This window comes from Microbacterium sp. (assembly GCF_017305435.1).
GTDB lineage: Bacteria > Actinomycetota > Actinomycetes > Actinomycetales > Microbacteriaceae > Microbacterium.
The window spans coordinates 481,639-506,823 of the sequence record NZ_JAFKIP010000002.1 but is presented as its reverse complement, the minus strand read 5'-3'; the positions used below and the strand labels follow the sequence as shown (position 1 = coordinate 506,823).

The window sequence follows — 25,185 nt, the reverse complement described above, 5'->3', positions numbered from 1 at the left end:
ATTGCTGCGTGGTGCTTGGGGTCGGTCCTGTCTGACCACATCGGGATCTCGCGCCACCCCTTGAGAGCAGTACTCCAACACCAGGTCGCCGCCGACGGCTTCGAGTTACTTGCGTACGGTGCCGAACTTAGTGCTGTCGAGGTCACCGCGCTCGATCTTGGACACCTGCCGCTGACCCAGGCCGATGCGCTCGGCGAGCTCCTGCTGCGTCGAACCGAGTGCCTCACGCAGTCGCGTAGCTGGTAGGCCTGAGCCTCGCTGAGCGAGTTTGCCTTGTGGGCTTCGACGTGCTCACGGTCGACGGGGCGCTTCGCAAGCACATGTTCACGAGTCAGGGCCATGACGATCCTCATCCAGTCCGCTTTCGTGACACGTCTCGTTGCGGCACCGACTGGAACAGTTCGGCCCCATAAGCCGCCCTGTGGTTGCTTTGACCACCTTCCGTCAAGAAGCGAAGAGCGTAGGCAGCCTCGCTGCGGCCGCGAACTCCAAGAGCGTGATACACATCATGAAGGTGCCGCTTCACCGTTCCCGTGGCCACGACGAGGGCTGCGGCGATCTCGGCATTCGTTTCGCCCCTAGCGGCGCGTTCGAGCACCTCTCGTTGTCGTGTGGTCAGTCGTCCAAGTGGACTCCGTGTCGCTGTTGGCTTCGCTGGCATTAAGAGATGCTCCAACCTCGAAAGATCATCAGCGTGGTCGAGGTGTTGAACAGAAACTGGATAATCGGCGTGATCTCGAACCTGGGAGAGATGGAGGACAACTACCACTTGCTGGCGCAACATAGCCGCAACCTGTGGTGTCACGATCGTCGATTCGCCTAGTACTGTTTCGCTCCGCGAGAAGCCGTTGTTGGGGACTTCGCGGCACTTGCGTGCCCGAAACCCGAGCGCTTCGAGCTGATTCGTGAGTGCGTCCCCGAGCCAGCCAATGCGCGTCAATACGGCAACCCTGGGAGCGAACTCCAGCACGCCTTCTAGCCCCCACCACCTTCGGAGTGATCAAACGGGAGTTCGGTTCCCGACAAGGCCTCAGCAAGCCGTTTTCGGGCGCGCGAGTAGCGGCTCCTCACTGTCGCTGGATTGCGGTGAAGGATTGCCGCGGCCTCGGTCAGCGAAAAGCCCTCCCAGTGGACAAGGCGCACAATCTCACGGTCTATCGGGTTGAGCTGAGCAACAGCACCTGCGACCGTCTCTCGGAGATCGGTGATGTCTGACTCAGGCGAGTACGCCTGTACGAGCCGCTCATGGAGCCGATGACGACGACGAAGACCACGGATGTGGTTTGAGAGGACGTTGCGGGCGACGCCGAACGCCCACATGCGTGCAGCAAGCGGGTCGCTGGAGATCGTGTCGGCGTTTCTCCAGACGACCAGGAAGACCTCAGCGGCCAGGTCGGCGGCGTCATCTGCTGAACCGACTCGCCGAGCGAAGTACGCGAACAGGTCGCGACCATTCGCGGCGATGAGCGCCTCCGGGCGGGAGAGTTCGCTTCGGCGGAACAGCATCTCGAGGTCATGCTCGGCTTCGTCTCGAGCAACCACCTCAGTGCCGTTCCCATCGGCAGGTAGACGTCCCGACCGTCCCGACCCCCGGACCCACCAGGAACCCCTCAGGGATCTCCTGCACGATTACGGTGCTGATACCTCGTGAAACTGCCGACCGGTCGAGTTCATCTTGAGGGATTGCGGGGTCAACGCCGGCGGTACCGGGCTCGATTGGATGGGCGATCGCATAGTCGTAGCCTCGCTGCCCGATTCCCGACCAGTCATGCTGGGCTACCCATCTCCTGGCCTCTGAAGCGTCGACACCGTCCCACGCGTTCACTGCAAGCGAGTATGTGCATTCGATCTGGCGACCAGTATCAGTCGTGTAGACGATGGGAATGACTGCATCAGGCGTGAAGCTCGGCGCAAAGTAGAAAGCGCCGGCCGTAGCCGCTATCCCTACTGCCAACGTGGATACCGAGATGAGCACCCAGCGACGTGGCGAACGCGTCTTGGGCGCCAGCGCCTTCGCCTTCGCTCCATCGCTGAGGCGAGCCAGAACCGCATCAAGCACCTCGGGTGAGGTCGAGTTCTTCTCACGACCGATGGCGAGCAGACGGTCCAGTTCCTTGTCGTTCATGACGCCTCCCAGCGTGGTTCACAAACGACATGTCCAGCAAGGCACGATGCGTTGCATCTGCCCAGCAGATGTATCCGGAGATACATGCAGACGACGGATGACCTGGAGGAAGGTTGCGACAGGCGCCGACCCCGGCGCCCTGAATCAAGGGAGAAACATGGCTGACAACATGGCCCGCCGCACAAGGGGCCGGCGCGCAATCGCAATGTCCGTAGCAGCTGCAGCGTTCGTCACGGCGCTCGTAGGCGCAGGTGCCGCCCCGGCGATGGCTTGGGGCAACGTCACAGTGGGTGCCCCCGCGGGCTGCACAGGGAGCGCGTTCGGTAGTAGTTGGATTTCGGGGCCCACAGCCCACGCCGAGACTCGCGAGAGCGGCAACGTGTGTCTCGTGATCGTCCCAGTCAGTGCAGGTCTGCGCCACAACGGTGACTCCACGCTGTGGAACGGTTCAACGGGAGTGAGCTATGTTCACGTCACCGCTTCGCAGATCGCATACGGCTATGACGGCGGCTGGCACCGCTGGGGCGCGAAGGTCGCCAGTTGATCCACCGAATCTGGGTTCCGCCCTCCGCAGCCCTCGCCCTAGCCGTGGCTACGCTCCTGCTCGCAGGATGTAGCGGAACGGAAAGGGCTGCAGAGGGCGGAGCCGTCACGAAGGAACAGGTTCAGGCCACTGCCCAGCAGTACAAGGCAGACGGCTACCCCGCATTGGCCGCGCTTCTCGAGGACGGAGTTGTTGATTCTGACGACTACGGGGCAGCCGCGAACCTCTATACGTCGTGCCTCGAAAAACTTGGATACGTGCCCGGCGCGCCGCAGATCAACCCGACCACCTCCATGACCTACATCTACAACGTTCAATCCGACGGGCGGGACCCGAAAGTTGCCGCAACAGACGAGGAAACCTGTCGAGTACCGAACCTAAGCGTTGTCGAAGCGATCTACTTGAACACCAATGAACAACGAATCGACGAGTCCGTGCGGCGTGCAGCTCTGGAGTGCATGGCACAAAAGGGCTTCGACATCCCCGATTCCGCTAGAGATATCAGAGCATTCAGCGGCAATCCGGAAGCCGACGGGGGTGCCCAAAGAAGCGCAGCGGCAACCTGTATTACGGATGAGGCGCTGAAGCTCTTCCCAGACCTACCTTACGTCGGTGTCGCATACTGACCCGTCCGGCGTCGCTCAACGGTCCACTCGGCGTAGGAGAGCAAGGAACACGCTCATAATCCTGGTCGCCTGCTTGTGGATAGCCACTCCGATCATCGCAGTGGTCGCGATTTTCAGTCGGCTAGACGCGACTCGGCTGCTCGCCGTGCAGGACGTTTGGGTGCCGATCGAGGCGGACAGCGGCGAGCATCGTAGCCCCGTTGAGCTCTATCTTTCGTGGGAGTCGGACGACGCTCTAGTCGCACCAACGTGGTCAGGTACGGTCACCGATGTATACGTCGCAGCAGGATCTACGTTAACTTCCGGTGATCCTGTGCTGGCGCTAGATGGCACCAGACGCGTGGCAGCGGCAGTGGCTTCCCCACTTTTTCGCCCAATCTTGCCGGACACTCGAGGACAAGATGTCGTCAATCTCACCACTTTTCTGGCGAAGCAAGGGGTGAACATCAGCCCGTCAGACCGGCTCACGTGGTCATCTTGGCGAGAGATCACTGCGTGGGCTCAAGGAATAGGCGTTGACGTCAGCGACGGGCTGTCCGAATTCGACCCTGGATGGCTGGTGTACCTCCCTCGCGAATCTGTGCGGCTCGCCAAGGTTGATGTCTCCGTAGGCGCTCCCGCGCCGTCCGCAGGTGCGGCACTGGCAACCCTCGCTAGTACCGTAGTTGGGGCGCGCATCCTCGACCCACAGCGTCTAGACGGCGCGAAAGCTGACAAAGACAGCCCCTTAGACGAAGTTCAGCTGGAAGCGGCGGCGACACGCGCTCCTGCGGGCTCGCGGCTGTTGCTAGGCGCTTCCGAACTTCAGGTAGATGACGCCCGACAGGGCATCGCTGCTCAATCGCTCCCTGAAGTTGAACGGCTCGTGCTCGCCGACACGCTCATGGCGAGCGCAGTCCTCGAAACCACCAACGACAACCTCAGCATGACCGTCCCCGTATCCGCGATCATCGATGGGAAATGCGTTCTCCGGGAAGGTAAGACCGGAAGTGCAGAATCCGTGCCGATCACTCTTGTTCAAACAGAAGGGGGACTCGCCATCGTGCGGACCGAGCTCAGCATCGACGATCGAGTTCTGGCCAACCCAGACATCCGCGAAGTTTCGTGCAGCTGATCGGGGACAACCTGAGTATGCGGTTCGCTGACCGCACGCTCTTCTCGGAGTTGTCATTCTCATGGGCAGCTCCCGCGCTGGTGACAATCGTCGGACCCTCCGGATCGGGAAAGTCAACCTTGCTCAGCATCATTGCGGGATCGATCCGGCCCTCACATGGCACTTGCGATACCGATCCCCGCCACGACCCTATCCCGCGCACGGGATGGATCATCCAGAACAGCCCGCTCCTTACCTCTCGAACCGCTTGGGATAACGTCTCGCTCGGTCGGCTGATGAGTGGCGCCAGCCTCGAAGACTCCCGCAGACACGCATTGACTTGGATGACGCACCTATCAATCGAGCACCTACGCGACACGCCAGCACGCCGGTTGTCTGGCGGTGAGCGGCAGCGGGTCGCGGTGGCGCGCGCGTTAGCATCCGGATCCCACTTGGTGCTCGCTGACGAGCCCACATCATCGCTTGACGCTGACGCGAAGCACGTCGTTGCCGACGCGCTGAAGGCGTATTCACTCGCGGGCAACCTAGTGATTATGGCGACTCACGATCATGAAGTTGCGGCTCACGGATCCGAGACCCTCGCCATCGGTAGGTCAGCATGAGAGCACGAGAAACTCTAGGTGAAGCGGTGTCTTCCGTCGCAGCAAGACCGTGGCAAGCGGTACTGATGGCCCTCACCGTCGCCTTTCTCGGAGGCGGTGTCGTGTTGCTCCCCTGGCAAACAATCACTCGCGCTGAGGAATCGGTTGTACGAGACGTTGCTGATGGCCGAAGCGTCGTCGTGATCGGCGGGTCAGGCGCGTCAGTTGGATCGGATGAGTGTGACGCGCTCCGTAAGGTCTCCGCAGTGCGCTCGGCGGGCGCAATTCTAGGTCAAGCAGCCTCTGCGTTACGTCCGACCGTCGTTGATGTGACTGCTGGCCTACCTGCCCTGCAGTGGCCAAGTTCCTCGACACTCCCTGTGAATGTGGCGGTCGGTGTGGGGCAAGTCGACATCGGTCTCAGTACCGGCCGCACCAGCTCAACGCTTCCACGGATCGACTTCTTCGCAACCACGAGAGGACGAATCCCGGCGCTAGACTCGGCCGTTGTCGTCACGAGTCTTCGAGTCCAGACGGTGTCTGAGTGCTACGTAGAAGCTACGCCTGGTGCAGAACAGGCGGTCGCGCTATACGCCACATCCATGCTCACTTCATCGGCGGCAACTCAGGCGATCCCGCTCCGCACCGGACCCACCTCTGGAATAGAAGCACAAGCTGAGATCGACGCGAGTCCACACCTGATCCTCGTAGTGATCGCCTCGGCACTGGTTGTACTCATTGGATGCGGATCAGCTTGGAGCAGACGGCACGAGCAGGCGGTCTATCAGCAACTTGGAATCACCACGCTCGAGGTAATGACGATGAGCATCGTGGACTGGGTGCTAGTTGTCATTACGCCCACCGCAATCGGCGCCACGACCGCGCTCGCACTCATCGGTTCCTCGACGTCTGCTCAAGCCTTCTGCTACTCCCTTCTTTGCCTCGGGATGTTCGTCGCTGGCACCCTATTGATGCCGATAGCCCAGACGGCGCTGAGCTTCTCACTCGGACGTGCGAACGCCGGGAAGCTATGAACTCGATCAGCCCCGATCTGCGTCCGACAGCGGACTTGGAATAGCGAGTCGGACGCGTGGAGAGTCAACACCGCCGCCGCCGCCGTCAGCACCCTCGCTCTCGCCGCCGCCATCTTTCCCGCCCTCGCCGCCAGCCGCCGAGAACCCATCCGCGAACTACGGGTGCCGAAAGCGGTTGTCCGCCGCCGTCGCGTCGACGGTGGACGCTGCGCACGTGCTCGCGAAAGAACTCGTCGAGGCTGGCCTCGCGTGCGATCACTTCTAATGCCGTCACTGCCGGAGAGTCTTCCCGCCGCACCGAACCGTGAGCCAGATCTCGATGACGACTTCAGCTCCGGGCTGGACCCGCAGCGATGGGTCGCGAGCTATCTGCCGCAGTGGACGACCCCGGAGCGGGCCGGCGCGCACGATAAGGTCTCTCCCGCCGGCATCGAGTTGCGGATCGATGCCAATCAGCCCGATTGGCGCCCCGAAGACGCTCCGCTGCGCGTCCCTAACCTGCAAACCGGCGTCTAGTCAGGACGTGTCGACTCCGCTCTCGGGACCCATCGCCATCGCGACGATCTCTACGTCCGCACCGAGACACCCCAGAAGCTCCTCTTCGCACCCTCACGCGGACGACTCGAGATCACGATCTCCGCGAGCTGAGACGCCAACTGCATGGTCGCCGCCTGGCTCGTCGGAACCGAACACAGATCCCCCACGGAGTCCGGAGAGATCTGCATCTTCGAAATCGACGCGGACGCCATCGGGGAGACCAGCGTGGCCCGCACCGGAATCGAAGCACACCACGATCCGTACCTCACCACCGACATGACGGAGGTGACGACCGCCGTGAACGCATCCACTCCGCACACCTGGACCGTAATCTGGAATGACGGTGAGACCGTGATCGGATGCGAGAGCCGCGTGCTCCGGCGTATTGCACAGGCTCCCGACTATCCCCTATTCCTCATGATCGACCTCTTCGAGATCGGACCGCGCGGAGGCGCCTACCCGAAGTCAGCCACCATCCACCACGTCCGCGGATGGCAATTCAGAAGAGCAGGCTGGAAAGACGCCCGCGCGCGCGGATGACGCGTGCGTCGGCATCGCCGACGAGTCCGAACAGCTCGAGCAGGCGCTCTCGCACGGGCGCGCGGTCGGCGTCGGGCAGCGCGGCGAACAGGTCGAGCAGGCGCCCGAAGGCGTCGTCCACGTGTCCCCCGGCGAGATCGAGGTCGGCGACGGCGAACTGCGCATCCGCGTCGAGCGGTGCTGCGGCCGCGGCATCCCGCGCCGCCTGCAGATCGAGACCCTGCACCCGGTCGAGGAGGCGCACCTGTCCGAGGCCGGCGCGGGCCTCGTCGTCGCGGGGGTTCTCCGCCAGGGCGGCTTCGTACGCGGTGACCGCGCGGGCGTAGTCACCCGCCTCGATCGCGTCGTAGGCCTCCTGGTGATGCGGTGGCAGCGGGGGCTCGGCCTCTTCGACGGCCTCGGCATCCACGCCGTCCACGGGGACGACGCCCGTCACGCCCTGCTGCGCCGCGAGCTGCAGGAGCTGAGCGAAGACCTCGCGCACCTGCTGCTCGGGGACGGCACCGGTGAACAACGGCACCGGCTGACCGGCGACGAGAGCCACGACCATCGGGATCGACTGCGCGCGGAAGGCCTGCGTGAGCTGGGGGTTCGCGTCGACGTCGACCTTCGCGAGGACGAGGCGCCCGCCGGCCTCCAGCACGACTTTCTCGAGGATCGGGCTCAGCTGGGTGCACGGCCCGCACCACTCGGCCCACAGGTCGATGACGACCGGAACGGTGCGCGAGAGCTCGAGCACCTGGGGGAACGTCGCATCGGTGACGTCGAAGACGAGGGACGGTGCCGAGCCGGGCGTCGGCGCATCGGGCGCCGCAGGCGCCGCGGAGCGTGCACGCAGGGACGACAGATCGACGGCGCCGCGCAGGACGGCACCGCTGTTGCTCAGACGGGGGTCGCTCATCAGCCGGCCACCTTCGCGCTCAGGATGTTGGAGGAGTATCCCAGCAGCTGGATGCGCTCCTTGGAGCTCTGGCTGGGGACGAAGAAGAAGAGCTGATTCCCGTAGGTCGTGACGAACCCGGTCGAGGACTGGTCGACGCCGGCGAGAGTCTTGAGCATCGGACTCTGGTCGACCTTGATGACGGCGTCCGCGTTGGTCGGGGCGACGGTATCCAGGTCGTCGACCGTCACGGCGACGATCGCGCCCGAGTCGAGCGTCGCGAGTGCCACCGGCGCCGTCGTACCCGCCTGCGCCGAGAACGTCATGGTCCCCGTCTGCGCCCCCGTCGCATTGAACGCGGCCAGTCGGTCGGCGCGGCTCTTGTCGACCTGAGTGCGGAAGGCGTCGTCGGCGCTGTCGAAGAGGGCGGAGAACTCGCTGCCGTCTCCCTTCGTGAGAACGTCCGCGTAGGCGCTCGCAAGATTCTCCGGCGCGATCGCGAGGAACGGCGAGTCCTCGGGGATGGCGATGGCGCCGACGTACGCCGGGGCGAGATTCAGGTCGGCGTCGGAAGTGAGTCCTGCGAGATACGTGAGCTTGTAGGGCGACCAGGCATCCTGCTGGGTGATGCTCATGACGGTCGAGGCGCCGTCGCTCCCGGTCGGCGCGGCGACCGCGAAGAAGGTGCGGGGCCACTCGTCGTTGGCCTCGGGCAAGATCACCTGCAGCGTCCCGCTGGGGATGGCGGGGAGCGCCTGCTGCTCGGGAATGGCCGCGCGCAGCGTGTAGTTCGTCTCCCGAGCGGCCAGGGCCGTCCCGTCCAGGCGCTGCGCCGCCGCCGTGGCATCGCGCGCCTCATCGGCCTTGGCGACCTCGTCGGCGATGCGGCCGATGATGCGCTCCGCCTGCGCCTCGGTGACGACCGGGCTCTCCTGATCCTTCGGTGCGACGACGGTCGCGGAAGGGCTCGGCGTCGCGCTCGGAGCGAGCTGCGGCCAGGCATCCGCCGTGCAGCCGGTGAACAGCAGCGCGGAGACGGCGACGGCCGGCACGGCGACGAAGGCGCGCTTGCCGCCCGTCAGCCGGCGCCGCGTCGGCGTCGTACTGATGACGCCCTTCTCCGCGCTCGCGACGTCGATGGGCTCGGTGACGGGCAGGGGCAGGCCTTTGCGGCGCGGCCCGCGTGAGCGGCGGACGTGGCGCACGGCGAGGAGGTACAGCACGAGGCCCGCGACCAGCAGCACGCAGCCGAGCAGGATCAGCGGACCGGCCCACGGTGTGGAGTTCTGGATCGGCCACGTCACGGTGACGGTCGACGGCGCGGCGGCGACGCCATCCGACGCGACGAGCAGGCTCATGCCGGCCGGCAGCTGGAGCGTCTCGTCGAGGGTGCCGCTGCCGTCGAACTCGTCGAGCCAGAGATCCGAGCCCTGCGGGGTGAGCGCCGCCGCGGTGGCCGGGGACCCCGACGAGGGTGCGTCCGCGGACGCGGCGACGACGCTCGACGTCACGGCACCGTCCGCGATCGAGACGTCCACGTATTCGCTGCGTGCGAGCCAGGCGACGACGTCGGAGGTGCGGCCGTAGGCGGCGAACACCGGACCGGTGCCCTCGATGTGCACGGTCTGGGCGCCGGGGTGGATGCCGAGGACGTCGCCCTCGACCAGGAGGTACGGCGCATCGCCTTCGACATCGATCGCCTGACTCACCGTCGTCGGACCCTCGAAGACGGTGCGCTGGGCGATGCCGGCGCCGATCAGGAGGGCGGCCAGCACGAAAGCGGCCACAGCCCAGACGAAACGCACGAAACAACCTCCTCCGCCCGGAGTTCTCCCCCGGTGCGCATACGACGTTCCAGCGTAGCGAAAACGACCTGGGTGTCGCCCGGGAGGCGTGTCAACCCCCGGCGCTCAGAACATTCTCGCAGTAGCCTGCATCTCGTGAAGCTTCACCACCCGTTCCGCACCGCCCTCATCGCCACGCTCGGCGTCGGCGTCGGCATCCTTCTGATCTCCAGCGTCCAGTCGCTCTCCACGGTGCTGCTCTACGTCGGCACGGCCCTCTTCCTCGCGCTCGGCCTCGACCCGGCCGTCTCGTGGCTGGAGCGCAAGGGACTCCCCCGCTGGGCGGCGCTGCTCATCACCTTCGCAGTCGTCCTCGCCGTCTTCGCCGGGATCATCCTCATCGTGATCCCGGTCCTGGTCGGTCAGATCGCCCAGCTGGTCGCGCAGGTGCAGACGCTCATCTCCCGGATCGTCGACGGGTCGTGGGACCCGGCCGCCGAGCTGGGCGCGTGGCTGCAGTCGACCTTCCCGACGCTGAAGGTGGATGAGGTCTTCTCGGCCATCAGCTCCTGGCTCAGCTCTCTCAACTACGGACAGATCGGCGGCGCCGCGACCGGCGTGATCCTCGGCATCGGCGCCGGCGTCATCAGCGGGTTCACGGGCGCGATCATCGTGCTGATCCTGACGATCTACTTCACGGCATCCACGCCGAACCTCAAGGCGGCGGTGTACCAGCTCGTGCCGGCGTCCAAGCGCGGGCGGTTCATCGACCTGTCCGAGCAGATCACCGCCTCCGTCGGCTTCTACGTGATGGGACAGGTCACGCTCGGCGTCATCAACGGCGTGCTCAGCGCGATCTTCCTCACGATCATCGGCGCCCCGTTCCCCGCCGTCCTCGCGGTGATCGCGTTCTTCTTCTCGCTGATCCCGCTCGTCGGAACACTCACGGGTTCGGCGATCATCGTGCTCACGTGCCTCATCCCGGGGCTCGGATCACCGCTGACGGCCCTCGTCGCGCTCATCTGGTACGCGATCTACATGCAGGTGGAGGCGTACGTGCTGTCGCCGCGCATCATGAACCGCGCCGTCTCCGTGCCCGGCGCCGTGGTCGTCATCGCCGCACTCGCGGGCGGCTCGCTGCTGGGCCTTCTCGGGGCGCTCATCGCGATCCCCGTCGCCGCGAGCATACTCATCATCTACCGGCAGGTCATCATTCCGCGGCAGAACGAGAAATGACACCCTCCGCTACGCGGTCTCGCCGTCCCATTCGGTCGGCAGCGGCAGCGCGTCGGGGTTGACGGCGGCCACGATCTCGGTGAGCACGCGTCGCGTCTGCGACTCGCCCACCCAGAGGTGCTTGCCTCCCTCGACGGCGATGAGCGACGCCTCCGGCACGCCGGCGAACCGCTCGCGCGCCTCCGCCGGACGCAGGTAATCGTCCAGCTCGGGAACGAGGACGACCATCCGTCGACCGGTCCCCGCCCACGCGGCGACCTCGGCGTCGGTCGCGCGGTGCAGAGGCGGCGAGAGCAGGATGACGCCCTCGATGTCGTGATCCCGCCCGTATTTCAGCGCGAGCTCCGTCCCGAAGGACCACCCGACGAGCCACGGCCGCGGGAGCTGACGTTCGCGGACGAACTCCATCGCGGCGGCGAGGTCGAACGCCTCGGCTCGGCCGCCGTCGAAGGCGCCCTGGCTCGTACCGCGCGGGGAGGTGGTGCCACGCGTGTTGAACCGCAGCACGGCGAGGTCGGCGAGAGCCGGCAGGCGCGCCGCCGCCTTTCGCAGGATGTGCGAGTCCATGAAGCCCCCGGCGGTGGGCAGCGGGTGCAGTGTCACGAGCGTCGCGACGGCCTCCCGCTCGGCGGGCTCGGCGAGCTCGCCGACGAGGGTCAGCTCGTCGAGCGTCCGCAGTTCGATGTCGGTGCGCCGCGCCGGCAGCAGCACCGGTCCCCGGATCTCCATGTCAGCCGATCCTCCAGCAGTTCGTGTGCCAATGCCTCCGTGCGGCGAGGTCCGCGGCATCCCCCAGCACGCCGTCCGCCCGCCAGGCGACGACGTGTGCCGTGCCCGGCGTCACTTCCCGCCCGCACCCGGGGCACGTGTAGGACTTCTGCGCGGATGCCGCGCTCACCGGCTGGACCGTCCACGTGATGCCGCGGCGCACCTCGGTGCGCTTCCACCCGCTCAGCAGGCGATCGAGGGAGTCGTCGCCCGGATCGGGCCGGCGACGATTGGCGCGCGGCATGGCGTCAATACCAACCGGTGGACTGCGAGTGGTCCCATGCGCCGCACGGTGAACTGTAGCGCCCGCCGATGTATCCGAGCCCCCACGCGATCTGCGTCGCCGGGTTGGTCTCCCAATCGGAACCGGCCGAGGCCATCTTGCTGCCGGGGAGCGACTGCGGGATGCCGTACGCACCGCTGCCCGCGTTGTACGCGTTCACGCGCCAGCCCGACTCCTTGTTCCACAGCGCGACGAGGCAGGCGAACTCACCGTCGCCCCAGCCGCGCTCCTGCACCATCGCGTACGCGATCGCCTGAGCCGTTCCGGGGTCGGGGGACACGAACGGCGGCGTCCACCCGCTCGATCCGGACTCCGTCGCCCCGCCCGACGCGGACGGCGTCGGGGTCGGCGTGGGCTTCGGCGTCACATAGACCGAGTACGTGATGGCGTCGCGCCCGAGTCCGTCGCCGGAACGCGAGGCCGCCAGCAGGGACTGCGCGTCCGAGATCGTGGTGGCGTAGAGAGAGACCGGGTCGAGCTCCGTCGCGTCAGCTCGCGTGACCGTCGCGCTCAGCGGCCCGATGTAGGCCGCCGCGAGACCCGCCGCGGCCAGTGCGGCGAAGACCCCCACGACACCCCGACGGCGGGACCACCGCGGTGTCGGAGCCGAGACCGTGGAGCGCAACGCCGTACGAGTCGCCGCGGGGGCACCGCCGACCGCGCGCGGCGAGAGCTCGCGCGCCGAGGTGGGGGTCGATTCGGCGTCGGACGTCACAGTTCTCCGAGTCTACCGGGCTGCACGGGGACGGTCCACGGTCGTGTCGCGACGGATGCCGTGTCTCAGACGACGGCGAGCATCACCTCGACGACGGCGTCGAGGACGGCGTCGACCTGCGCCTCGCTATAGCCCCGCCGCTGCATGCGGAACGCGACCGTACGCACCTGATCGACGGTCACGGGCTCACCCGACTCGAGGAAGGCCGCGATCTTGTCCGCCACGATGTCGACCTCGTCGATGCGATACCCGTATCGGAGCAGGCCCGCGCGACGGAACCGCCGCTTCCGCGGACGGCTCAACCGGTCGAGGATCTCCTGCGCGAGGCGACGCGACTGCCCGACCCAGGCGCGCGCGCCCGCGCGGCCGAGCGCATTCTCGCGCTCGCGCGCGGCGAACGCATCCTCGATGCGCCCGAGCGCGGCATCCACGGCGCCGACCTGATAGCCCCGCTTGACGAGCGGGAAGGCGACCGTGCGCACGACGCCCGCGTCGACGTCCGCGGCGGACGGGTCCTCGAAGGCCGCGCGCGCACGCGCGAGGAAGTCGTCGACATCCTGCGGCCGGTAGCCCTTCGTGCGGCCCGACACGTGCGGGAACAGGGCGGATTCGGTCGTCATCTGATCGGTCATACGCTCACCAGGGGGAAGAACAGGAAGTACATCGCGAGTGCCGCCGCGGCCGACGGCAGGATGGAGTCGAGACGGTCGAGGACGCCCCCGTGACCGGGAAGCCACGAGCTCATGTCCTTGATGCCGAGGTCGCGTTTGATCATCGACTCGCCGAGGTCCCCCACCGTCGCGCAGCCGAGCATCACGATGCCGAACACGGCGCCGGCCCACCACGGGACGTGCAGGACGAAGATGCCGTAGACGATCGCGACCGCGACGGTCGTGAGGGCCCCGCCGGCGAAGCCCTCCCAGGTCTTCTTGGGACTGATGCGCGGCGCCATCGGGTGCGACCCGAACGCGAGACCGCTCGCATAGGCACCCGTATCGGCGGCGACGACGGCGATGACCATCCCGAGAAGCCAGTACTCCCCCTGATCCTGACGGAGCAGGACGAGCGTGAGCGACGCGAGGAAGGCCACGTAGATCGGAACGAACCCGGCGACGAGCACGTCGTCGAGGACGTCGCTGTAGCGGCGACCGTCGCGCGCGACCATCTGCGCCATCAGACGCCAGATGATCAGCGCTGCGACGCAGGCGAACGTCAGCACGATGTGCGTCCAGTGCCCGAAGAAGAAGCCCGCGAGCATGATGACGCCACCCGCGACCACCTGCGGCACGACGTCGACCCGCCGCCCCGCGGTCTGCAGGGCGCGGGAGAACTCGAACACGCCGAGCAGGCACACGGGGATGGCGAACAGCAGGAACAGCCACTTGATGAACAGGAGCGACGCGAGGACGGCCCCGCCGACGACGACCCCGATGAGGATCGCCATGAGCAGGTTGCGGCCCGTGCGCTCGTTGATGCGGTCCTGCACGTGCTCGAAGTCGGCGCGCGCCTTGTCGAAGTCCGCGCGGGCGCGATCGATCTGATGCTCGAACTCGCTGCGAGCCGCGCGCACGTGGTCCTGGAAGGCCGTCTGGTTGTCCGCGCCGCCCCGGCGGGCATCGGCGCGCGTGAGCGGCGTCAGCGGGGCATCCGAGCCTTCGGCGGGCTCACCGGAAGGATCGGTCATCGCGTCAGACCTCGAGGAGCTCGGCCTCTTTGCGCTTGAGCGCCTCGTCGATCTCGTCGACGTGCGCACGGGTCACGGCGTCGAGCTCCTTCTCCGCGCGCACGAGGTCGTCTTCACCGACCTCGCTCTTGAGCGCGTCCAGCTCGTCCTTGGCCTTGCGGCGGATGCCGCGCAGATGCACCTTGGCATCCTCGCCCTTCGTACGGACGAGCTTGACGTACTCCTTGCGACGTTCCGCCGTCAGCTCGGGCATCGTGACGCGGACGAGGTTGCCGTCGTTGGTCGGGTTCACACCGAGGTTCGGAACGTCCCGGATCGCCTGCTCGATGGCCTTGAGCGCCGACTTGTCGTACGGGGTGACGACGAGCGTGCGCGCCTCCGGAGCGTTCAGCGACGCGAGCTGGGCGAGGGGTGTGGGCGAGCCGTAGTAGTCGACCATCACCTTCTGGAACAGCGCGGGGTTCGCGCGCCCCGTGCGGACGGTCGAGAAGTCGTCCTTCGCGGCGTCGACAGCGCGGTCCATGCGCCCGGACGTGTCAGCCAGGATGTCGGCGATCACGGTCACTCCATTCGTTGTTGCGTCAGGTGACGAGTCTAGCGGGGGCGTCCGGTCACGCCGTGACGAGCGTGCCGATCCGTTCACCCAGGAGAGCCCGGGTCACGTTGCCGGCCGGCTCCATGCCGAAGACGCGCATGTCCATGCTGTTGTCCATGCAGAGGCTGAACGCGGTCGAGTCGACGACCTTGAGACCCCGCTGCAGGGCATCCTGGTAGGTGATCTCGTCGATCTTCGTGGCCGTGGCATCCTTCTTCGGGTCTGCCGTGTAGACGCCGTCGACGCCGTTCTTCGCGACGAGCACTTCGTGCGCGCCGATCTCGAGCGCGCGCTGCGCCGCGACGGTGTCGGTCGAGAAGTAGGGCAGGCCGGCGCCGGCACCGAAGATCACGACGCGGCCCTTCTCCATGTGCCGCTCCGCACGACGCGGGATGTACGGCTCGGCGACCTGCGTCATCGAGATCGCGGACTGCACGCGCGTCGCGGCGCCCGCCTGCTCGAGGAAGTCCTGCAGCGCGAGGGCGTTCATGACCGTGCCGAGCATGCCCATGTAGTCGGCACGCCCGCGGTCCATGCCGCGCTGGCTGAGTTCGGCGCCGCGGAAGAAGTTGCCGCCGCCGACGACGATGGCGATCTCGACCTGCTCCACCGCGGCCGCGATCTCCTGGGCGATCTGGCTGACGACATCCGGATTGACTCCCAGCTGCCCTCCCCCGAACGCCTCGCCGGACAGCTTCAACAGGACGCGCCGGCGTCCGGTGTTCTCATCGATCACAGGGGGGTTCCTCTCGTCACGTTGCAGAGTATCGCAGCGCCGTCCGTACGCGTGCGGGCATGGAAAAGGGGCCCGCATCCGTGAAGAATGCGGACCCCCGTCCAGACGTTACGCGCCGACCTTGAAGCGGGCGAAGTCGGTGATGGTCAGGCCGGCGTCGCCGGCGACCTTCGCGACGGACAGCTTGTTGTCCTTCGCGTAGTCCTGGTCGAGCAGGGCGACCTGCTTGAAGAACGCACCGACGCGACCCTCGACGATCTTCGGCAGCGCAGCCTCGGGCTTGCCCTCGTTGCGGGAGATCTCCGTGACGATCTGGCGCTCCTTCTCGACCTCGTCCTCGGGGACGTCCTCACGGGAGAGGTAGGTCGGGTTCGCGAAGGAGATGTGCTGCGCGATCGAGCGCGCCGTCTCGGCGTCTTCGCCCGTGTAGGCCAGCACCACGCCGACCTGCGGGGGCAGGTCCTTGCTGGTCTTGTGCAGGTAGATCTCGAACTTGTCGCCCGAGAGCGTACGCACGCGACGCAGCTCCACCTTCTCGCCGATGATCGCGGCCTCGTCCGAGATGAGCTCGGCGACCGTCTGCGATCCGGCGGGCGCGGCGAGAGCCGCCTCGACGGAGTCGGCGTCGACCGCGGCGGCCGCCTCGAGCACCTTGTCGGCGAGGGCGATGAAGCGCTCGTTCTTCGCGACGAAGTCGGTCTCGGTGTTGAGCTCGAGGATCGTCACCTTGTCGCCGTGCTGCGCGGCGGCGACGAGGCCTTCGCTCGTCGAGCGGTCGGCGCGCTTGGCGTTGCCCTTCGCGCCCTTCAGGCGCAGGATCTCGACGGCCTTCTCGAGGTCGCCGTCGGCCTCCTCGAGCGCCTTCTTGGTGTCGACCATGCCGGTGCCGAGCTGCTCACGCAGCGTCTTGATGTCGGCGATCGTGAAGTTTGCCATGGGTGGTGGCTCCTAAATCGGTGAAACTGGGGTGAGTTCGATGGATGCCGCAGCGGGACCGCCGCCGGGTCGGCGACGGCCCCGCGCAGCGGGTGTTGTCTTACTCGGCAGTCGCCGCGGCGTCGCCTTCGGCCTTGGCCTCGGCGCCGGCCTCATCGGCGGCGGACTCGGTCGCGATGGTCTCGACCTCGGCCACGTCGGTGACGATCTCGGCGGCGGGAGCCTCGAGGAGCTCACGCTCCCAGTCGGCGAGCGGCTCGGCCTCGGCGGCCTCGTCGGTCGGGTTGTGGCGCTGGATGAGACCCTCGGCGGCGGCGTCGGCGATGATGCGGGTGAGCAGGCCCACCGAGCGGATCGCGTCGTCGTTGCCCGGGATCGGGAACTGGAACTCGTCGGGGTCGGCGTTCGTGTCGAGGATGCCGATCACGGGGATGCCGAGCTTCTTGGCCTCGTCGATCGCGAGGTGCTCGCGCTTCGCGTCCACGACCCAGATCGCCGACGGCGTCTTCTGGAGGTTGCGGATGCCGCCGAGCGACTTGTGCAGCTTGTCCAGCTCGCGCTTCTTGAGCAGGAGCTCCTTCTTGGTGAAGCCCGAGTCGGCGGGGTTGTCGAAGTCGAGCTCCTCGAGCTCCTTCATGCGCGCGAGGCGCTTGGAGACCGTCTGGAAGTTGGTCAGGAGACCGCCGAGCCAGCGCTGGTTGACGTAGGGCTGGCCGACGCGCGTCGCCTGCTCGGCGATGACTTCCTGCGCCTGCTTCTTGGTGCCGACGAACAGGACCGTGCCGCCGTGGGCGACCGTCTCGCGGACGTACTCGTACGCCTTGTCGATGTACCCGAGCGACTGCTGCAGGTCGATGATGTGGATGCCGCTGCGCTCCGTGAGGATGAAGCGCTTGACCTTCGGGTTCCACCGGCGGGTCTGGTGTCCGAAGTGGACGCCGCTGTCGAGCAGCTGGCGAATGGTGACGACGGCCATGGCCGTTCTCCTTTGTTCTGGGTTTCTCGCTCGGCCGGTCGGCCGATGCACCTGGTGCCCGGCGCACGCCCGCTCGCCGCTGTCGCGGTGAGACCTCTGGGTGTGGATGCCGCGCCACCGGACGAATCCGATCGGCGCTCTGGGCACGCGTAGTCACCCCGACATGCGGGGTGCTCGTCCAGTGTATCAGCCAGGCCGGACGTCCGCCGTCATCCCCTCCTCCCCAACCGCGGATTCCGCCGCTCCGTCCACAGATTCCCCCTCGCCGTCCCGCACCGCTCGGAGCAACGCCACAGTGGGGGGCATGTCGGCACACTTCGCTCGCCTCGCGCGCCTCGGCATCCTGCTCGCCGTCGTCGTCTCCACCGGGGTCGCACCGCCCGGGCCGGGAGCAGCGGCCGGTGCCGCCGCCGCCTCGGCGATCGCATCCGGCGCGGAAGACGCGCTGGCGGGCTGGCTGTGGCCCGTGACGCCGCCGCGTATCGCGGCCCCCTTCGTCGCCCCCGCTCACGAGTACGGACCGGGACACCGGGGGATCGATCTCATCGCCCCGGTCGACACGCCCGTCCGCAGCCCCGCCGCCGGCGTCATCGCGTTCGCCGGTTCGGTCGCGGGCAGAGGGGTCGTCACGATCGACCACGGTGCGGGACTCGTCACGACCCTCGAGCCCGTCACCGCACAGGTCGCGATCGGAAACGCCGTCGCCGCGGGCGAGGCCGTGGGCATCGCCGATGCGGGCGGTCACGCGGCGCAGGGAACCATCCACTTCGGTGTCCGTCGCGACGGACGGTACATCAACCCGATGCTGCTGCTCGGCGCCGTTCCCCGAGCCGTGCTGCTGCCGTGCTGCGACGGATGAGTCAGGGCGCCGTGTTGCCCTCGCCGCTGACGGACTTCGAGCCGACGCCGGGGGCTGCGACCGCATTGCTCGCCCCCGTGATCTCGAGCGCGCCGATCGTGCTCGCGACGTCGACCGTGTTGCTGTTGCCGCGCACCGTCACTGTGCCGGATGCCTTGGTCTGAACGGCGTTTCCCTGGCCCTCCACCGTGAGAGCCGAGACCTCCCCCGCGACGACGACGTTGTTCTGCCCCTGCACGGCAAGGTCGCCGACCGCGGCCGCCGTCACGCGAAGCGTCACGCCGTTTCCCCCGAGGATGACGCGTGTGCAATCGTCCGACACGAGGAAGGACCCTCCGTCCGCGTTGACCGCCGCGACGCCGCCGGCGCAGCCGATGACGACCTCATCTGCGCCGGGCGCGCCGCCCTCGGGCGCACTCGTCGGCGTCCTCGTCGGCGTCGGCGTCATGGAAGGCGCGGCAGAGGTCTGCGCGGGGGACGCGGTGGCCGGCGCCGTCGGCACGACCGTGAGGCGCGCGCCGGGCTCGGCCGCGCAGGCCCCGAGCGCGAGGATGGCTGCCGCGACGACGGGCAGAAACGCGAGCGAGCGTCTTCTCATGCTGACAGGCTAAGCGAGGCGCGCTTCTCGCGCCCGAGAAACGGCCGTGCACGGGATCGCGAGGCGAGGGTCACGCGCGCGGATGAGCGAGTCGGTAGGCCGCCGTGAGCTTCTCCGCCGACACATGGGTGTAGATCTGCGTGGTCCCGAGGCTCGCATGACCGAGCATTTCCTGCACGGTGCGCAGATCCGCCCCGCCGTCGAGCAGATGAGTCGCGGCGGAGTGTCGCAGGGCATGCGGCCCCACCGTCTCGAGGCCGATCGCAGGCGCGAGAGCCCGCGCGACGATGTCGTACGCGGAACGCGGGCCGAGACGCCCCCCACGCGCGCCGACGAAGAGCGCGCGTGTCCCCGTCCCCCGCTCGACGAGCGCGCGACGACCACGCACGAGGTACGCCTCGAGGGCCGAGGCCGCCGGCCCCCCGTAGGGGACAACGCGCTCCTTCGCCCCCTTCCCGACCACACGGATGGTGTGACGCTCGTGATCGAGATCATCGACCTCCGCCGCGCACGCCTCCGCGACGCGGAGGGCGGAGGCATAGAGGAGTTCGAGGAGCGCGGCGTCCCGCAGTGCCTCGGCATCCCCACCGGCAGCACGCTGATGGGCACGCGCGAGGACATCGTCGAGCGCGTCGACGGTCGCGACTTTCGGCAACGACCGGCCCCGCTTGGGAGCGACGAGCCGCAGACTCGGGTCCGCGCGCGCGATGCCCTCCTCACACGCCCACGCGAAGAATCCGCGCACCGACGCGGTGCGCCGAGCAAGGGTTGCGCGCGACGCCCCGCCCTCAGTCAGGCGCCAGAGCCAGTCCCGCAGCGCCTCCAGGTCGATGTCGGCGACGTCGCTGTCACCCGCGGCGCCCTCGAGCGAACGCAGATCGGCGCGGTACGCGCGCACGGTCGCCGGAGACAGCCGACGCACCCGCGCGAGGTGCGCGCCGTAGCTTTCGGATGCCTCGGAGAGCCTCATCCCCTCAGCATGTCGCGTCGATCCCCCGATCGCGTCCAGCTGAGCAGAGTGTCACCAGAGTGTCGACGGCTGCGCGCCCGTCGCCTGGATCCATCCGTCGCCCCGTCGACGAGCCGCGCCGTCGAGTTCGAGCATGCCGAGGAGCGCGGCGGCCTCATCGAATCCGAAGCCCGCACGCCGCGCGACGTCGGCGACGGCACGGGGCGAGCGGGCACTCAGGGCGTCGAGGATGCGCGTGCGCTCACCCGTGTACCCCTCGTCAACCGGCGTTGCGCCGTCCGACCCGACCTCGCCCGCAACCCCGGCCTCCCCGATGAGGTCGCGGATGTCGGCGAAGGACGTGACGCACGTCACTTCGCTCTCCCGCAGCAGGCGATGGCATCCCATCGATGCCGCGCTCGTGATGGCGCCGGGAACGACGCCGACCGGTCGCCCGATCGTGAGCGCATGATGCACCGTGTTCTGGGCGCCGCTGCGCCAGCCTGCTTCCACGACGACGGTCGCATCGCTGAAGGCCGCGATGAGTCGATTGCGCGCCAGGAAGCGGTGCTTCGTCGGGGTCGTCCCGCACGGCACCTCCGCGACCACGAGGCCGTCGCGGGCGATGCGGTCGATGAGATCGCGGTGACCCGCCGGGTAGGCCCGGCCCACTCCCCCGGCCATGATCGCGACGGTCGCCCCGCCCGCGGACAGGGCAGCGCGGTGCGCGGCGCCGTCGATTCCGTACGCGGCGCCCGAGACGACGGTCACCCCGGCGCCCGCGCTCTCGGCGGCGAACTCGGCCGCGACGAACTCCCCGTACGACGTGGACGCGCGGGCACCCACCAGAGCCAGGGCGGGAGCGGAGCCCCGCAGGAGCCGTGTGTCGCCGCGCGTCCACAGGCACAGCGGTGCATGCGGTCCGAGGTCGGCGCAGCGGCCGGGCCAATCGGGGTCGTTCGGTGTGAGAAGGCCGACGCCCGACCGCCGCGCGCGCTCGAGAGCTTCCGCGACCTCGCCGCGCCGTGGCCGCCATCGGGCACGCCCGTCGGCGACCTGTCGCGCCGTGAGCTCCGCCGCCACCGGCGGCGTCCGGTCGGAGAACGCGACCTCGAGCGCCGCCTCGGCGCCGAGCGCGGCGACGAGCGCGCCCGCGACGCCGTCGCCCGGTTCGATGAGGGTCGACCAGGTCGCGCGAGCGTACGCATCGCGCGCCTCGTCGCCGGTGGACGCCGCGCACACCCCGGAGAGCTCGCGGGCGATCGCATCCAGGTCGGGCAGGAACTCGCTCATCCCTGCGCTCCCTTCTTGAGGTACAGGGCCCGACCGATGTCGGCGACGGCCAGCCGATCGCGTCCGGCGAGATCGGCGCTCGTCCACGCGACCCGGAGGACCCGGTCGTAACCGCGCAGCGTGAGGGCCCCGCGCTGCAATGCGGCATCCAGAGGCCTGCGGATCACCGGCTCGGGAGCGAGCGGCCCGTCACGCAGCCATGTGCCGGGCACCTCCGCGTTGGAGCGCCAGGGCGTTCCGGCGAGCCGCTGCGCAGCCCGCGCCCGCGCCTCCGCCACCTGAGCGCGGGCCTGCGCGGTCGAAATCCGCGTGTCGTCGCCCGCGCGCAACCGTGCCACGGCGACCCGCTGCATCGACAACTCGATGTCGATGCGGTCCAGGAGCGGCCCGGAGAGCTTCGACAGATATCTCCGGATCGCCAGTGACGGGCACCGGCACTCCGCTCGCGGCACGCCGTAGTTCCCGCACGGGCAGGGGTTCGTGGCGAGTACGAGTTGGAAGTGCGCGGGGAAGATCGCACGGAAACCCGCGCGATGGATCTCGATGCTGCCGGTCTCGAGCGGCTGACGCAGGGCATCGAGAGCATGCGCGCCGAACTCGCCCGCCTCATCCAGGAACAGCACACCGCCGCTCGCGCGCGCGATCGCTCCGGGACGCGCCGTCCGCGAGCCGCCGCCGACCAGCGCGCCCACGCTCGCCGAGTGGTGCGGTGCCTCGAACGGCGGCGTGCGGCTGAGGTCTACGACCGGGAGCCCGGCGAGCGAACGCAGACTCGCCGCCTGGATCGCCGCGTCGTCGTCGAGGGCGGGGAGGATGCCGGGGAGCCGACGAGCGAGCATCGTCTTGCCCGCTCCGGGCGGACCGCTCATCAGCAGGTGATGGCCTCCTGCCGCCGCGACGATGAGCGCCTCCACCGCGCCCTGCTGCCCGATCACCTCGTCGAGATCGGGGACGTCGGTGGCGCTCTCGTCGACGGATGCCGACAAGGCGACGGGTGCTGCGTCGAGATCGACCGCGTCGAGCTCGAGTCCGTGCCGACGCGCGACGTCGCGCAGCGAGACGGCCCCGAACACCTCGACTCCCGCGACGAGTTCGGCTTCCGCCCGGTTGGCGTGCGGGACGACGACGCGACGGATGCCGACGCGCGCCGCCGCAGCGACGGCGGGCAGCACCCCGGGAACGGGCCGCAAGCGACCGTCGAGACCGAGCTCGCCGATGTGTGCGGTCGTGCGCAGCGACGCGGCATCCATGTCCGCCTCCGTCGCCAGCGCGGCGATGGCGATCGCGACGTCGAGACCCGTCCCGTGCTTGGGGAGATTCGCCGGAGACAGGTTGACGGTCAGCTTCCGCCGCGGCAGCGGCAGCCCCGCGTTCGCGCACGCGTTGTGCACGCGCTGATGCGCCTCGCCGATCGCCTTGTCGACGAGACCGATGATCGTGAAGTTCGGCGTCTGGTTGGACAGGTCGGCCTCGACCTCGACGAGATCACCCTGCAGCCCCGTCAGGACGACGCCCCACGTCCGCCCGACGGTCATCGCAGGTCCACGAGATGCTCGACGAGGCCGGTGGCAGGGTCCTCGCCCGTGATGCCGATGACATCGACGCGCACACGGCGTCGGCGCGCATCGGCGGGGTGCGCCGCCGCCCAGGCGCAGGAGAGTCGCCAGAGCCGGTCGCGCTTCGCCGCGTCGATGGCGTCGAACGGGTGCCCGTATCCCTCGGTGCGCCGCGTCTTCACCTCGACGATGACGAGGTCGGCCCCGTGTGCCGCGACGATGTCGAGCTCACCCGCCGCGCAGCGCCAGTTGCGATCGAGGATCTCGTAGCCCTGAGCGCTCAGATGCCGCGCCGCACGGTCCTCGCCCTGTCGTCCGCGGATGTCTTTCGATGCCATACCCGGCATCGTGACGCGCAGGCACACGTCGTGGGCCGTGGCCAGAGCAATCTGTGGACGGATCCGGGAACCGGCCGTCTGTGGAGGAGTCGATGACCCTCGTCAGTTGTCGAGCGACAGTTCCTCGGGCAGCTGGAAGTCGCGGCGCTGCAGCTCCTCGACGTTGACGTCCTTGAACGTCAGGACGCGCACCGACTTCACGAACCGGTCCGCGCGATAGATGTCCCAGACCCACACATCGGTCATCGAGATCTCGAAGTAGAAATCGTGCTCGGTGTCGCGACGGACGACGTTCACGTCGTTGGCGAGGTAGAAGCGCCGCTCGGTCTCGATGACGTACTGGAACTGCGACACGACATCGCGATACTCCTTGTACAGAGCAAGTTCGAGCTCGCGGTCGTAATCCTCGAAGACTTCGTCATCCATGGTGCCTCCAGTCTAGGCGGGCGTCAGAACAGCGTCGGCGCGTCGGCGATCGCCCATGACGCGCGGTGGAGCGGGCTGAGGCCGTGCGAACGGATCGCGGCGCGGTGCTCGGCGCTCGCGTAGCCCTTGTTGCGCACCCACTGATAGGCCGGATGCTCGTCATGGAGCCGCACCATGAGGTCGTCCCGCGCCACTTTCGCGACGACGGATGCCGCCGCCGCCGACGCGCAGTCCCGGTCAGCCTTCACGATCGGGCGGACCGTCAGGCCCTCGCCGCCGGCGGGGGTGATGTAGTCGTGATTGCCGTCCAGGATGACGATCGCGTCCTCGGGGACGAGCCCCGGCGCGCGGAGGTCGGCGATCGCGCGCAGCGCCGCCAGACCGAGGGCTCGGATGATGCCTACTTCGTCGATCTCGGCGGGAGAGGACCAGCCGACCGCCGACGCGCACACCCACGCCGCCGCGCGCGCGGCGACCTCCGGGCGGCGGTGCTCGGCGACGAGCTTGGAGTCGCGCAGGCCCTCGGGGATGCGGCGACGGGCGCGCGCGGCATCCACCACGACCGCCCCGACGGCGACCGGACCCGCGAGCGCGCCGCGGCCGACCTCGTCGCACGCGATGACGAGCGCGTGGTCGCGTAGGAGCGCCCGCTCTACGGCGAGTCGCGGCGTCGCGACCGTCATCCGCCCGCGCTCGCAGGGACCCCCGCGAACACGCCGTGGTGGAAGTCGATCGTGCCGAAGCGCGAGAACGGCCACGTGATGAGGAAGGCACGGCCGACAACGTTGTCGAGCGGCACGAAGCCGTGCGAGGGCTGGTCGACGTTGTAGCGCGAGTCCTTCGAATGATCGCGGTTGTCGCCGAGCACCCACAGCGAGCCCTCGGGCACCGTGACGTCGTACGGGACGACCTGCGGCGCGCTCTGTCCGTCGGCGAGGTCGAGGTAGGGCGTCTCGTCGATCGGGGTGCCGTTGACCGTGACCTGCCCGAGGGCATTGCAGCAGACGACGTGATCGCCGCCGACGCCGATGATGCGCTTGATGAGGTGGTCCTCGCTGTCGGGGGCGGAGATGCCCACGATCGACAGGAGCCAGTCGAACGCCGCCACGAGCGGCGGCTGCTCCGGGGCGACCGTGACCGGCAGCCAGCCGCCCGGATCGCGGAACACCACGACGTCCCCACGCTGATACCCGCCGAAGCGGGGCGTGAACTCGTCGACGAGGATGCGGTCCTTCACGAGGAGCGTCTGCTCCATCGACCCGGACGGAATGTAGAACGAGCGCACGAAGAACGTCTTGATCACGAAGGAGACGAGCACGGCGACGACCACGATGACGAGGATGTCCCGCAAGAGCACCCAAAAGCCCCGCCGACGACGTGGCCGCAGCAGGCCGGTCTCAGAGGCGCCGGGCGCGGCCACGTTGTCGCTGGTCATGCACGTCCTTCTCGCCGGCGCACCGCGAGTCGGCGCG

General features: G+C 68.2%; 32 protein-coding genes. 9 read left to right on the top strand and 23 right to left on the bottom strand.

Annotation, left to right across the window (positions count from 1 at the left end; genetic code table 11):
• Positions 1–105: 105 nt before the first annotated feature.
• The 4 genes from J0I43_RS02660 to J0I43_RS02645 all read right to left on the bottom strand — a co-directional run bounded on the left by J0I43_RS02660 (position 106) and on the right by J0I43_RS02645 (position 2,125).
• Entirely contained in the window at positions 106–231 is a 126-nt protein-coding gene (locus tag J0I43_RS02660) for a helix-turn-helix transcriptional regulator (RefSeq protein ID WP_292859047.1), read from the bottom strand.
• Positions 232–349: 118 nt separating this feature from the next.
• Positions 350–970 carry a LuxR family transcriptional regulator gene (locus J0I43_RS02655; protein ID WP_292858572.1) on the bottom strand — a complete coding sequence of 207 codons (621 nt, stop codon included), beginning with the start codon at positions 968–970 and terminating at the stop codon, positions 350–352.
• Between the two features lie 5 nt (positions 971–975).
• Positions 976–1,542: a sigma-70 family RNA polymerase sigma factor gene (locus J0I43_RS02650; protein WP_292858569.1), complete on the bottom strand. Its 567-nt coding sequence runs from the start codon at positions 1,540–1,542 to the stop codon at positions 976–978.
• Between the two features lies 1 nt (position 1,543).
• On the bottom strand, positions 1,544–2,125 hold the full coding sequence (locus J0I43_RS02645; RefSeq protein WP_292858566.1) for a hypothetical protein: 582 nt from the start codon (positions 2,123–2,125) through the stop codon (positions 1,544–1,546).
• Positions 2,126–2,513: 388 nt separating this feature from the next.
• Between J0I43_RS02645 and J0I43_RS02640 the strand changes: the two genes are divergently transcribed.
• The 7 genes from J0I43_RS02640 (at position 2,514) to J0I43_RS02615 (ending at position 7,101) form a co-directional block, all read left to right on the top strand.
• Positions 2,514–2,669, top strand: coding sequence for a hypothetical protein (locus J0I43_RS02640; protein ID WP_229935464.1), 156 nt, complete (start codon positions 2,514–2,516; stop codon positions 2,667–2,669).
• Positions 2,670–2,713: 44 nt separating this feature from the next.
• A complete protein-coding gene (locus tag J0I43_RS02635) occupies positions 2,714–3,295 on the top strand; it encodes a hypothetical protein (RefSeq protein WP_292858562.1) in 582 nt (193 codons plus the stop codon).
• Between the two features lie 439 nt (positions 3,296–3,734).
• Entirely contained in the window at positions 3,735–4,409 is a 675-nt protein-coding gene (locus J0I43_RS02630) for a hypothetical protein (RefSeq protein WP_292858559.1), read from the top strand.
• A gap of 17 nt (positions 4,410–4,426) precedes the next feature.
• A complete protein-coding gene (locus J0I43_RS16440) occupies positions 4,427–5,011 on the top strand; it encodes an ATP-binding cassette domain-containing protein (RefSeq protein ID WP_367267539.1) in 585 nt (194 codons plus the stop codon).
• A 65-nt stretch (positions 5,012–5,076) separates the two neighbouring features.
• Positions 5,077–6,024: a hypothetical protein gene (locus J0I43_RS02625; RefSeq protein WP_292858556.1), complete on the top strand. Its 948-nt coding sequence runs from the start codon at positions 5,077–5,079 to the stop codon at positions 6,022–6,024.
• A 249-nt stretch (positions 6,025–6,273) separates the two neighbouring features.
• Entirely contained in the window at positions 6,274–6,540 is a 267-nt protein-coding gene (locus J0I43_RS02620; RefSeq protein WP_292858553.1) for a hypothetical protein, read from the top strand.
• A gap of 144 nt (positions 6,541–6,684) precedes the next feature.
• Complete coding sequence (locus J0I43_RS02615; protein ID WP_292858550.1) at positions 6,685–7,101, top strand: hypothetical protein; 417 nt, start codon at positions 6,685–6,687, stop codon at positions 7,099–7,101.
• Here the strand turns inward: J0I43_RS02615 and J0I43_RS02610 are convergent.
• On the bottom strand, positions 7,061–8,002 hold the full coding sequence (locus J0I43_RS02610; RefSeq protein ID WP_292858547.1) for a tetratricopeptide repeat protein: 942 nt from the start codon (positions 8,000–8,002) through the stop codon (positions 7,061–7,063). The two genes, J0I43_RS02615 and J0I43_RS02610, sit on opposite strands and share 41 nt — an antisense overlap.
• Positions 8,002–9,786: a glycosyl transferase gene (locus tag J0I43_RS02605; RefSeq protein ID WP_292858544.1), complete on the bottom strand. Its 1,785-nt coding sequence runs from the start codon at positions 9,784–9,786 to the stop codon at positions 8,002–8,004. Before J0I43_RS02605 ends, J0I43_RS02610 begins: the two co-directional genes overlap by 1 nt.
• Before the next feature lie 135 nt (positions 9,787–9,921).
• Here J0I43_RS02605 and J0I43_RS02600 point away from each other — a divergent pair, with 135 nt between their 5' ends.
• On the top strand, positions 9,922–11,001 hold the full coding sequence (locus J0I43_RS02600) for an AI-2E family transporter (protein ID WP_292858541.1): 1,080 nt from the start codon (positions 9,922–9,924) through the stop codon (positions 10,999–11,001).
• Positions 11,002–11,010: 9 nt separating this feature from the next.
• Here the strand turns inward: J0I43_RS02600 and J0I43_RS02595 are convergent, their stop codons facing one another.
• The 9 genes from J0I43_RS02595 to rpsB all read right to left on the bottom strand — a co-directional run bounded on the left by J0I43_RS02595 (position 11,011) and on the right by rpsB (position 17,694).
• The gene (locus J0I43_RS02595) at positions 11,011–11,730 is read right to left on the bottom strand and encodes an alpha/beta hydrolase (RefSeq protein WP_292858538.1); all 720 of its coding nucleotides are present in this window, start codon (positions 11,728–11,730) and stop codon (positions 11,011–11,013) included.
• A 1-nt stretch (position 11,731) separates the two neighbouring features.
• Entirely contained in the window at positions 11,732–12,013 is a 282-nt protein-coding gene (locus J0I43_RS02590) for a hypothetical protein (protein ID WP_292858535.1), read from the bottom strand.
• 4 nt (positions 12,014–12,017) lie between these two features.
• The gene (locus J0I43_RS02585) at positions 12,018–12,767 is read right to left on the bottom strand and encodes a lytic transglycosylase domain-containing protein (RefSeq protein ID WP_292858532.1); all 750 of its coding nucleotides are present in this window, start codon (positions 12,765–12,767) and stop codon (positions 12,018–12,020) included.
• A gap of 65 nt (positions 12,768–12,832) precedes the next feature.
• Complete coding sequence (locus J0I43_RS02580; RefSeq protein WP_292858529.1) at positions 12,833–13,387, bottom strand: DivIVA domain-containing protein; 555 nt, start codon at positions 13,385–13,387, stop codon at positions 12,833–12,835.
• Between the two features lie 8 nt (positions 13,388–13,395).
• Positions 13,396–14,451, bottom strand: coding sequence for a phosphatidate cytidylyltransferase (locus J0I43_RS02575; RefSeq protein WP_292858526.1), 1,056 nt, complete (start codon positions 14,449–14,451; stop codon positions 13,396–13,398).
• A gap of 4 nt (positions 14,452–14,455) precedes the next feature.
• Entirely contained in the window at positions 14,456–15,010 is a 555-nt protein-coding gene (gene frr / locus J0I43_RS02570; protein WP_292858522.1) for a ribosome recycling factor, read from the bottom strand.
• 52 nt (positions 15,011–15,062) lie between these two features.
• Positions 15,063–15,782: a UMP kinase gene (gene pyrH / locus J0I43_RS02565; protein ID WP_292858519.1), complete on the bottom strand. Its 720-nt coding sequence runs from the start codon at positions 15,780–15,782 to the stop codon at positions 15,063–15,065.
• Between the two features lie 108 nt (positions 15,783–15,890).
• On the bottom strand, positions 15,891–16,718 hold the full coding sequence (tsf, locus tag J0I43_RS02560) for a translation elongation factor Ts (RefSeq protein WP_292858517.1): 828 nt from the start codon (positions 16,716–16,718) through the stop codon (positions 15,891–15,893).
• A 100-nt stretch (positions 16,719–16,818) separates the two neighbouring features.
• Positions 16,819–17,694, bottom strand: a complete 876-nt coding sequence (gene rpsB, locus J0I43_RS02555) for a 30S ribosomal protein S2 (protein WP_292858514.1) — start codon at positions 17,692–17,694, stop codon at positions 16,819–16,821.
• Positions 17,695–17,998: 304 nt separating this feature from the next.
• Here rpsB and J0I43_RS02550 point away from each other — a divergent pair, with 304 nt between their 5' ends.
• Positions 17,999–18,553, top strand: coding sequence for a murein hydrolase activator EnvC (locus tag J0I43_RS02550; protein ID WP_292858511.1), 555 nt, complete (start codon positions 17,999–18,001; stop codon positions 18,551–18,553).
• Position 18,554: 1 nt separating this feature from the next.
• Here J0I43_RS02550 and J0I43_RS02545 read toward each other — a convergent pair whose 3' ends face one another.
• The 8 genes from J0I43_RS02545 to lepB all read right to left on the bottom strand — a co-directional run bounded on the left by J0I43_RS02545 (position 18,555) and on the right by lepB (position 25,148).
• The gene (locus J0I43_RS02545) at positions 18,555–19,151 is read right to left on the bottom strand and encodes a DUF3060 domain-containing protein (protein WP_292858508.1); all 597 of its coding nucleotides are present in this window, start codon (positions 19,149–19,151) and stop codon (positions 18,555–18,557) included.
• A 70-nt stretch (positions 19,152–19,221) separates the two neighbouring features.
• Positions 19,222–20,121, bottom strand: coding sequence for a tyrosine recombinase XerC (locus tag J0I43_RS02540; RefSeq protein ID WP_292858505.1), 900 nt, complete (start codon positions 20,119–20,121; stop codon positions 19,222–19,224).
• Between the two features lie 51 nt (positions 20,122–20,172).
• A complete protein-coding gene (gene dprA / locus J0I43_RS02535) occupies positions 20,173–21,393 on the bottom strand; it encodes a DNA-processing protein DprA (RefSeq protein WP_292858502.1) in 1,221 nt (406 codons plus the stop codon).
• Positions 21,390–22,928, bottom strand: a complete 1,539-nt coding sequence (locus J0I43_RS02530; RefSeq protein ID WP_292858499.1) for a YifB family Mg chelatase-like AAA ATPase — start codon at positions 22,926–22,928, stop codon at positions 21,390–21,392. The genes dprA and J0I43_RS02530 overlap by 4 nt, the downstream gene beginning before the upstream one ends.
• Positions 22,925–23,287 carry a YraN family protein gene (locus J0I43_RS02525; RefSeq protein ID WP_292858496.1) on the bottom strand — a complete coding sequence of 121 codons (363 nt, stop codon included), beginning with the start codon at positions 23,285–23,287 and terminating at the stop codon, positions 22,925–22,927. Before J0I43_RS02525 ends, J0I43_RS02530 begins: the two co-directional genes overlap by 4 nt.
• Before the next feature lie 102 nt (positions 23,288–23,389).
• Positions 23,390–23,713 (bottom strand): DUF2469 family protein, encoded by a 324-nt coding sequence (locus tag J0I43_RS02520; RefSeq protein ID WP_141380700.1) that lies wholly within the window; start codon positions 23,711–23,713, stop codon positions 23,390–23,392.
• Positions 23,714–23,736: 23 nt separating this feature from the next.
• Positions 23,737–24,396, bottom strand: a complete 660-nt coding sequence (locus tag J0I43_RS02515) for a ribonuclease HII (protein WP_292858489.1) — start codon at positions 24,394–24,396, stop codon at positions 23,737–23,739.
• Positions 24,393–25,148 carry a signal peptidase I gene (gene lepB, locus J0I43_RS02510; RefSeq protein ID WP_292858486.1) on the bottom strand — a complete coding sequence of 252 codons (756 nt, stop codon included), beginning with the start codon at positions 25,146–25,148 and terminating at the stop codon, positions 24,393–24,395. Before lepB ends, J0I43_RS02515 begins: the two co-directional genes overlap by 4 nt.
• Positions 25,149–25,185 lie beyond the last annotated feature (37 nt).

Excerpts from the sequence above, each read along its gene's own strand:
- tsf (WP_292858517.1), bottom strand. The coding sequence starts at position 16,718 with ATGGCAAACTTCACGATCGCCGACATCAAGACGCTGCGTGAGCAGCTC.
- lepB (WP_292858486.1), bottom strand. The coding sequence starts at position 25,148 with ATGACCAGCGACAACGTGGCCGCGCCCGGCGCCTCTGAGACCGGCCTG.
- J0I43_RS02590 (WP_292858535.1), bottom strand. The coding sequence starts at position 12,013 with ATGCCGCGCGCCAATCGTCGCCGGCCCGATCCGGGCGACGACTCCCTC.
- J0I43_RS02615 (WP_292858550.1), top strand. The coding sequence starts at position 6,685 with ATGGTCGCCGCCTGGCTCGTCGGAACCGAACACAGATCCCCCACGGAG.
- J0I43_RS02625 (WP_292858556.1), top strand. The coding sequence starts at position 5,077 with ATGGCCCTCACCGTCGCCTTTCTCGGAGGCGGTGTCGTGTTGCTCCCC.
- J0I43_RS02525 (WP_292858496.1), bottom strand. The coding sequence starts at position 23,287 with ATGGCATCGAAAGACATCCGCGGACGACAGGGCGAGGACCGTGCGGCG.
- J0I43_RS02575 (WP_292858526.1), bottom strand. The coding sequence starts at position 14,451 with ATGACCGATCCTTCCGGTGAGCCCGCCGAAGGCTCGGATGCCCCGCTG.
- J0I43_RS02520 (WP_141380700.1), bottom strand. The coding sequence starts at position 23,713 with ATGGATGACGAAGTCTTCGAGGATTACGACCGCGAGCTCGAACTTGCT.
- J0I43_RS16440 (WP_367267539.1), top strand. The coding sequence starts at position 4,427 with ATGCGGTTCGCTGACCGCACGCTCTTCTCGGAGTTGTCATTCTCATGG.
- J0I43_RS02580 (WP_292858529.1), bottom strand. The coding sequence starts at position 13,387 with ATGACGACCGAATCCGCCCTGTTCCCGCACGTGTCGGGCCGCACGAAG.
- J0I43_RS02515 (WP_292858489.1), bottom strand. The coding sequence starts at position 24,396 with ATGACGGTCGCGACGCCGCGACTCGCCGTAGAGCGGGCGCTCCTACGC.
- J0I43_RS02540 (WP_292858505.1), bottom strand. The coding sequence starts at position 20,121 with ATGAGGCTCTCCGAGGCATCCGAAAGCTACGGCGCGCACCTCGCGCGG.
- J0I43_RS02610 (WP_292858547.1), bottom strand. The coding sequence starts at position 8,002 with ATGAGCGACCCCCGTCTGAGCAACAGCGGTGCCGTCCTGCGCGGCGCC.
- J0I43_RS02545 (WP_292858508.1), bottom strand. The coding sequence starts at position 19,151 with ATGAGAAGACGCTCGCTCGCGTTTCTGCCCGTCGTCGCGGCAGCCATC.
- dprA (WP_292858502.1), bottom strand. The coding sequence starts at position 21,393 with ATGAGCGAGTTCCTGCCCGACCTGGATGCGATCGCCCGCGAGCTCTCC.
- rpsB (WP_292858514.1), bottom strand. The coding sequence starts at position 17,694 with ATGGCCGTCGTCACCATTCGCCAGCTGCTCGACAGCGGCGTCCACTTC.
- J0I43_RS02595 (WP_292858538.1), bottom strand. The coding sequence starts at position 11,730 with ATGGAGATCCGGGGACCGGTGCTGCTGCCGGCGCGGCGCACCGACATC.
- J0I43_RS02645 (WP_292858566.1), bottom strand. The coding sequence starts at position 2,125 with ATGAACGACAAGGAACTGGACCGTCTGCTCGCCATCGGTCGTGAGAAG.
- J0I43_RS02530 (WP_292858499.1), bottom strand. The coding sequence starts at position 22,928 with ATGACCGTCGGGCGGACGTGGGGCGTCGTCCTGACGGGGCTGCAGGGT.
- J0I43_RS02550 (WP_292858511.1), top strand. The coding sequence starts at position 17,999 with ATGTCGGCACACTTCGCTCGCCTCGCGCGCCTCGGCATCCTGCTCGCC.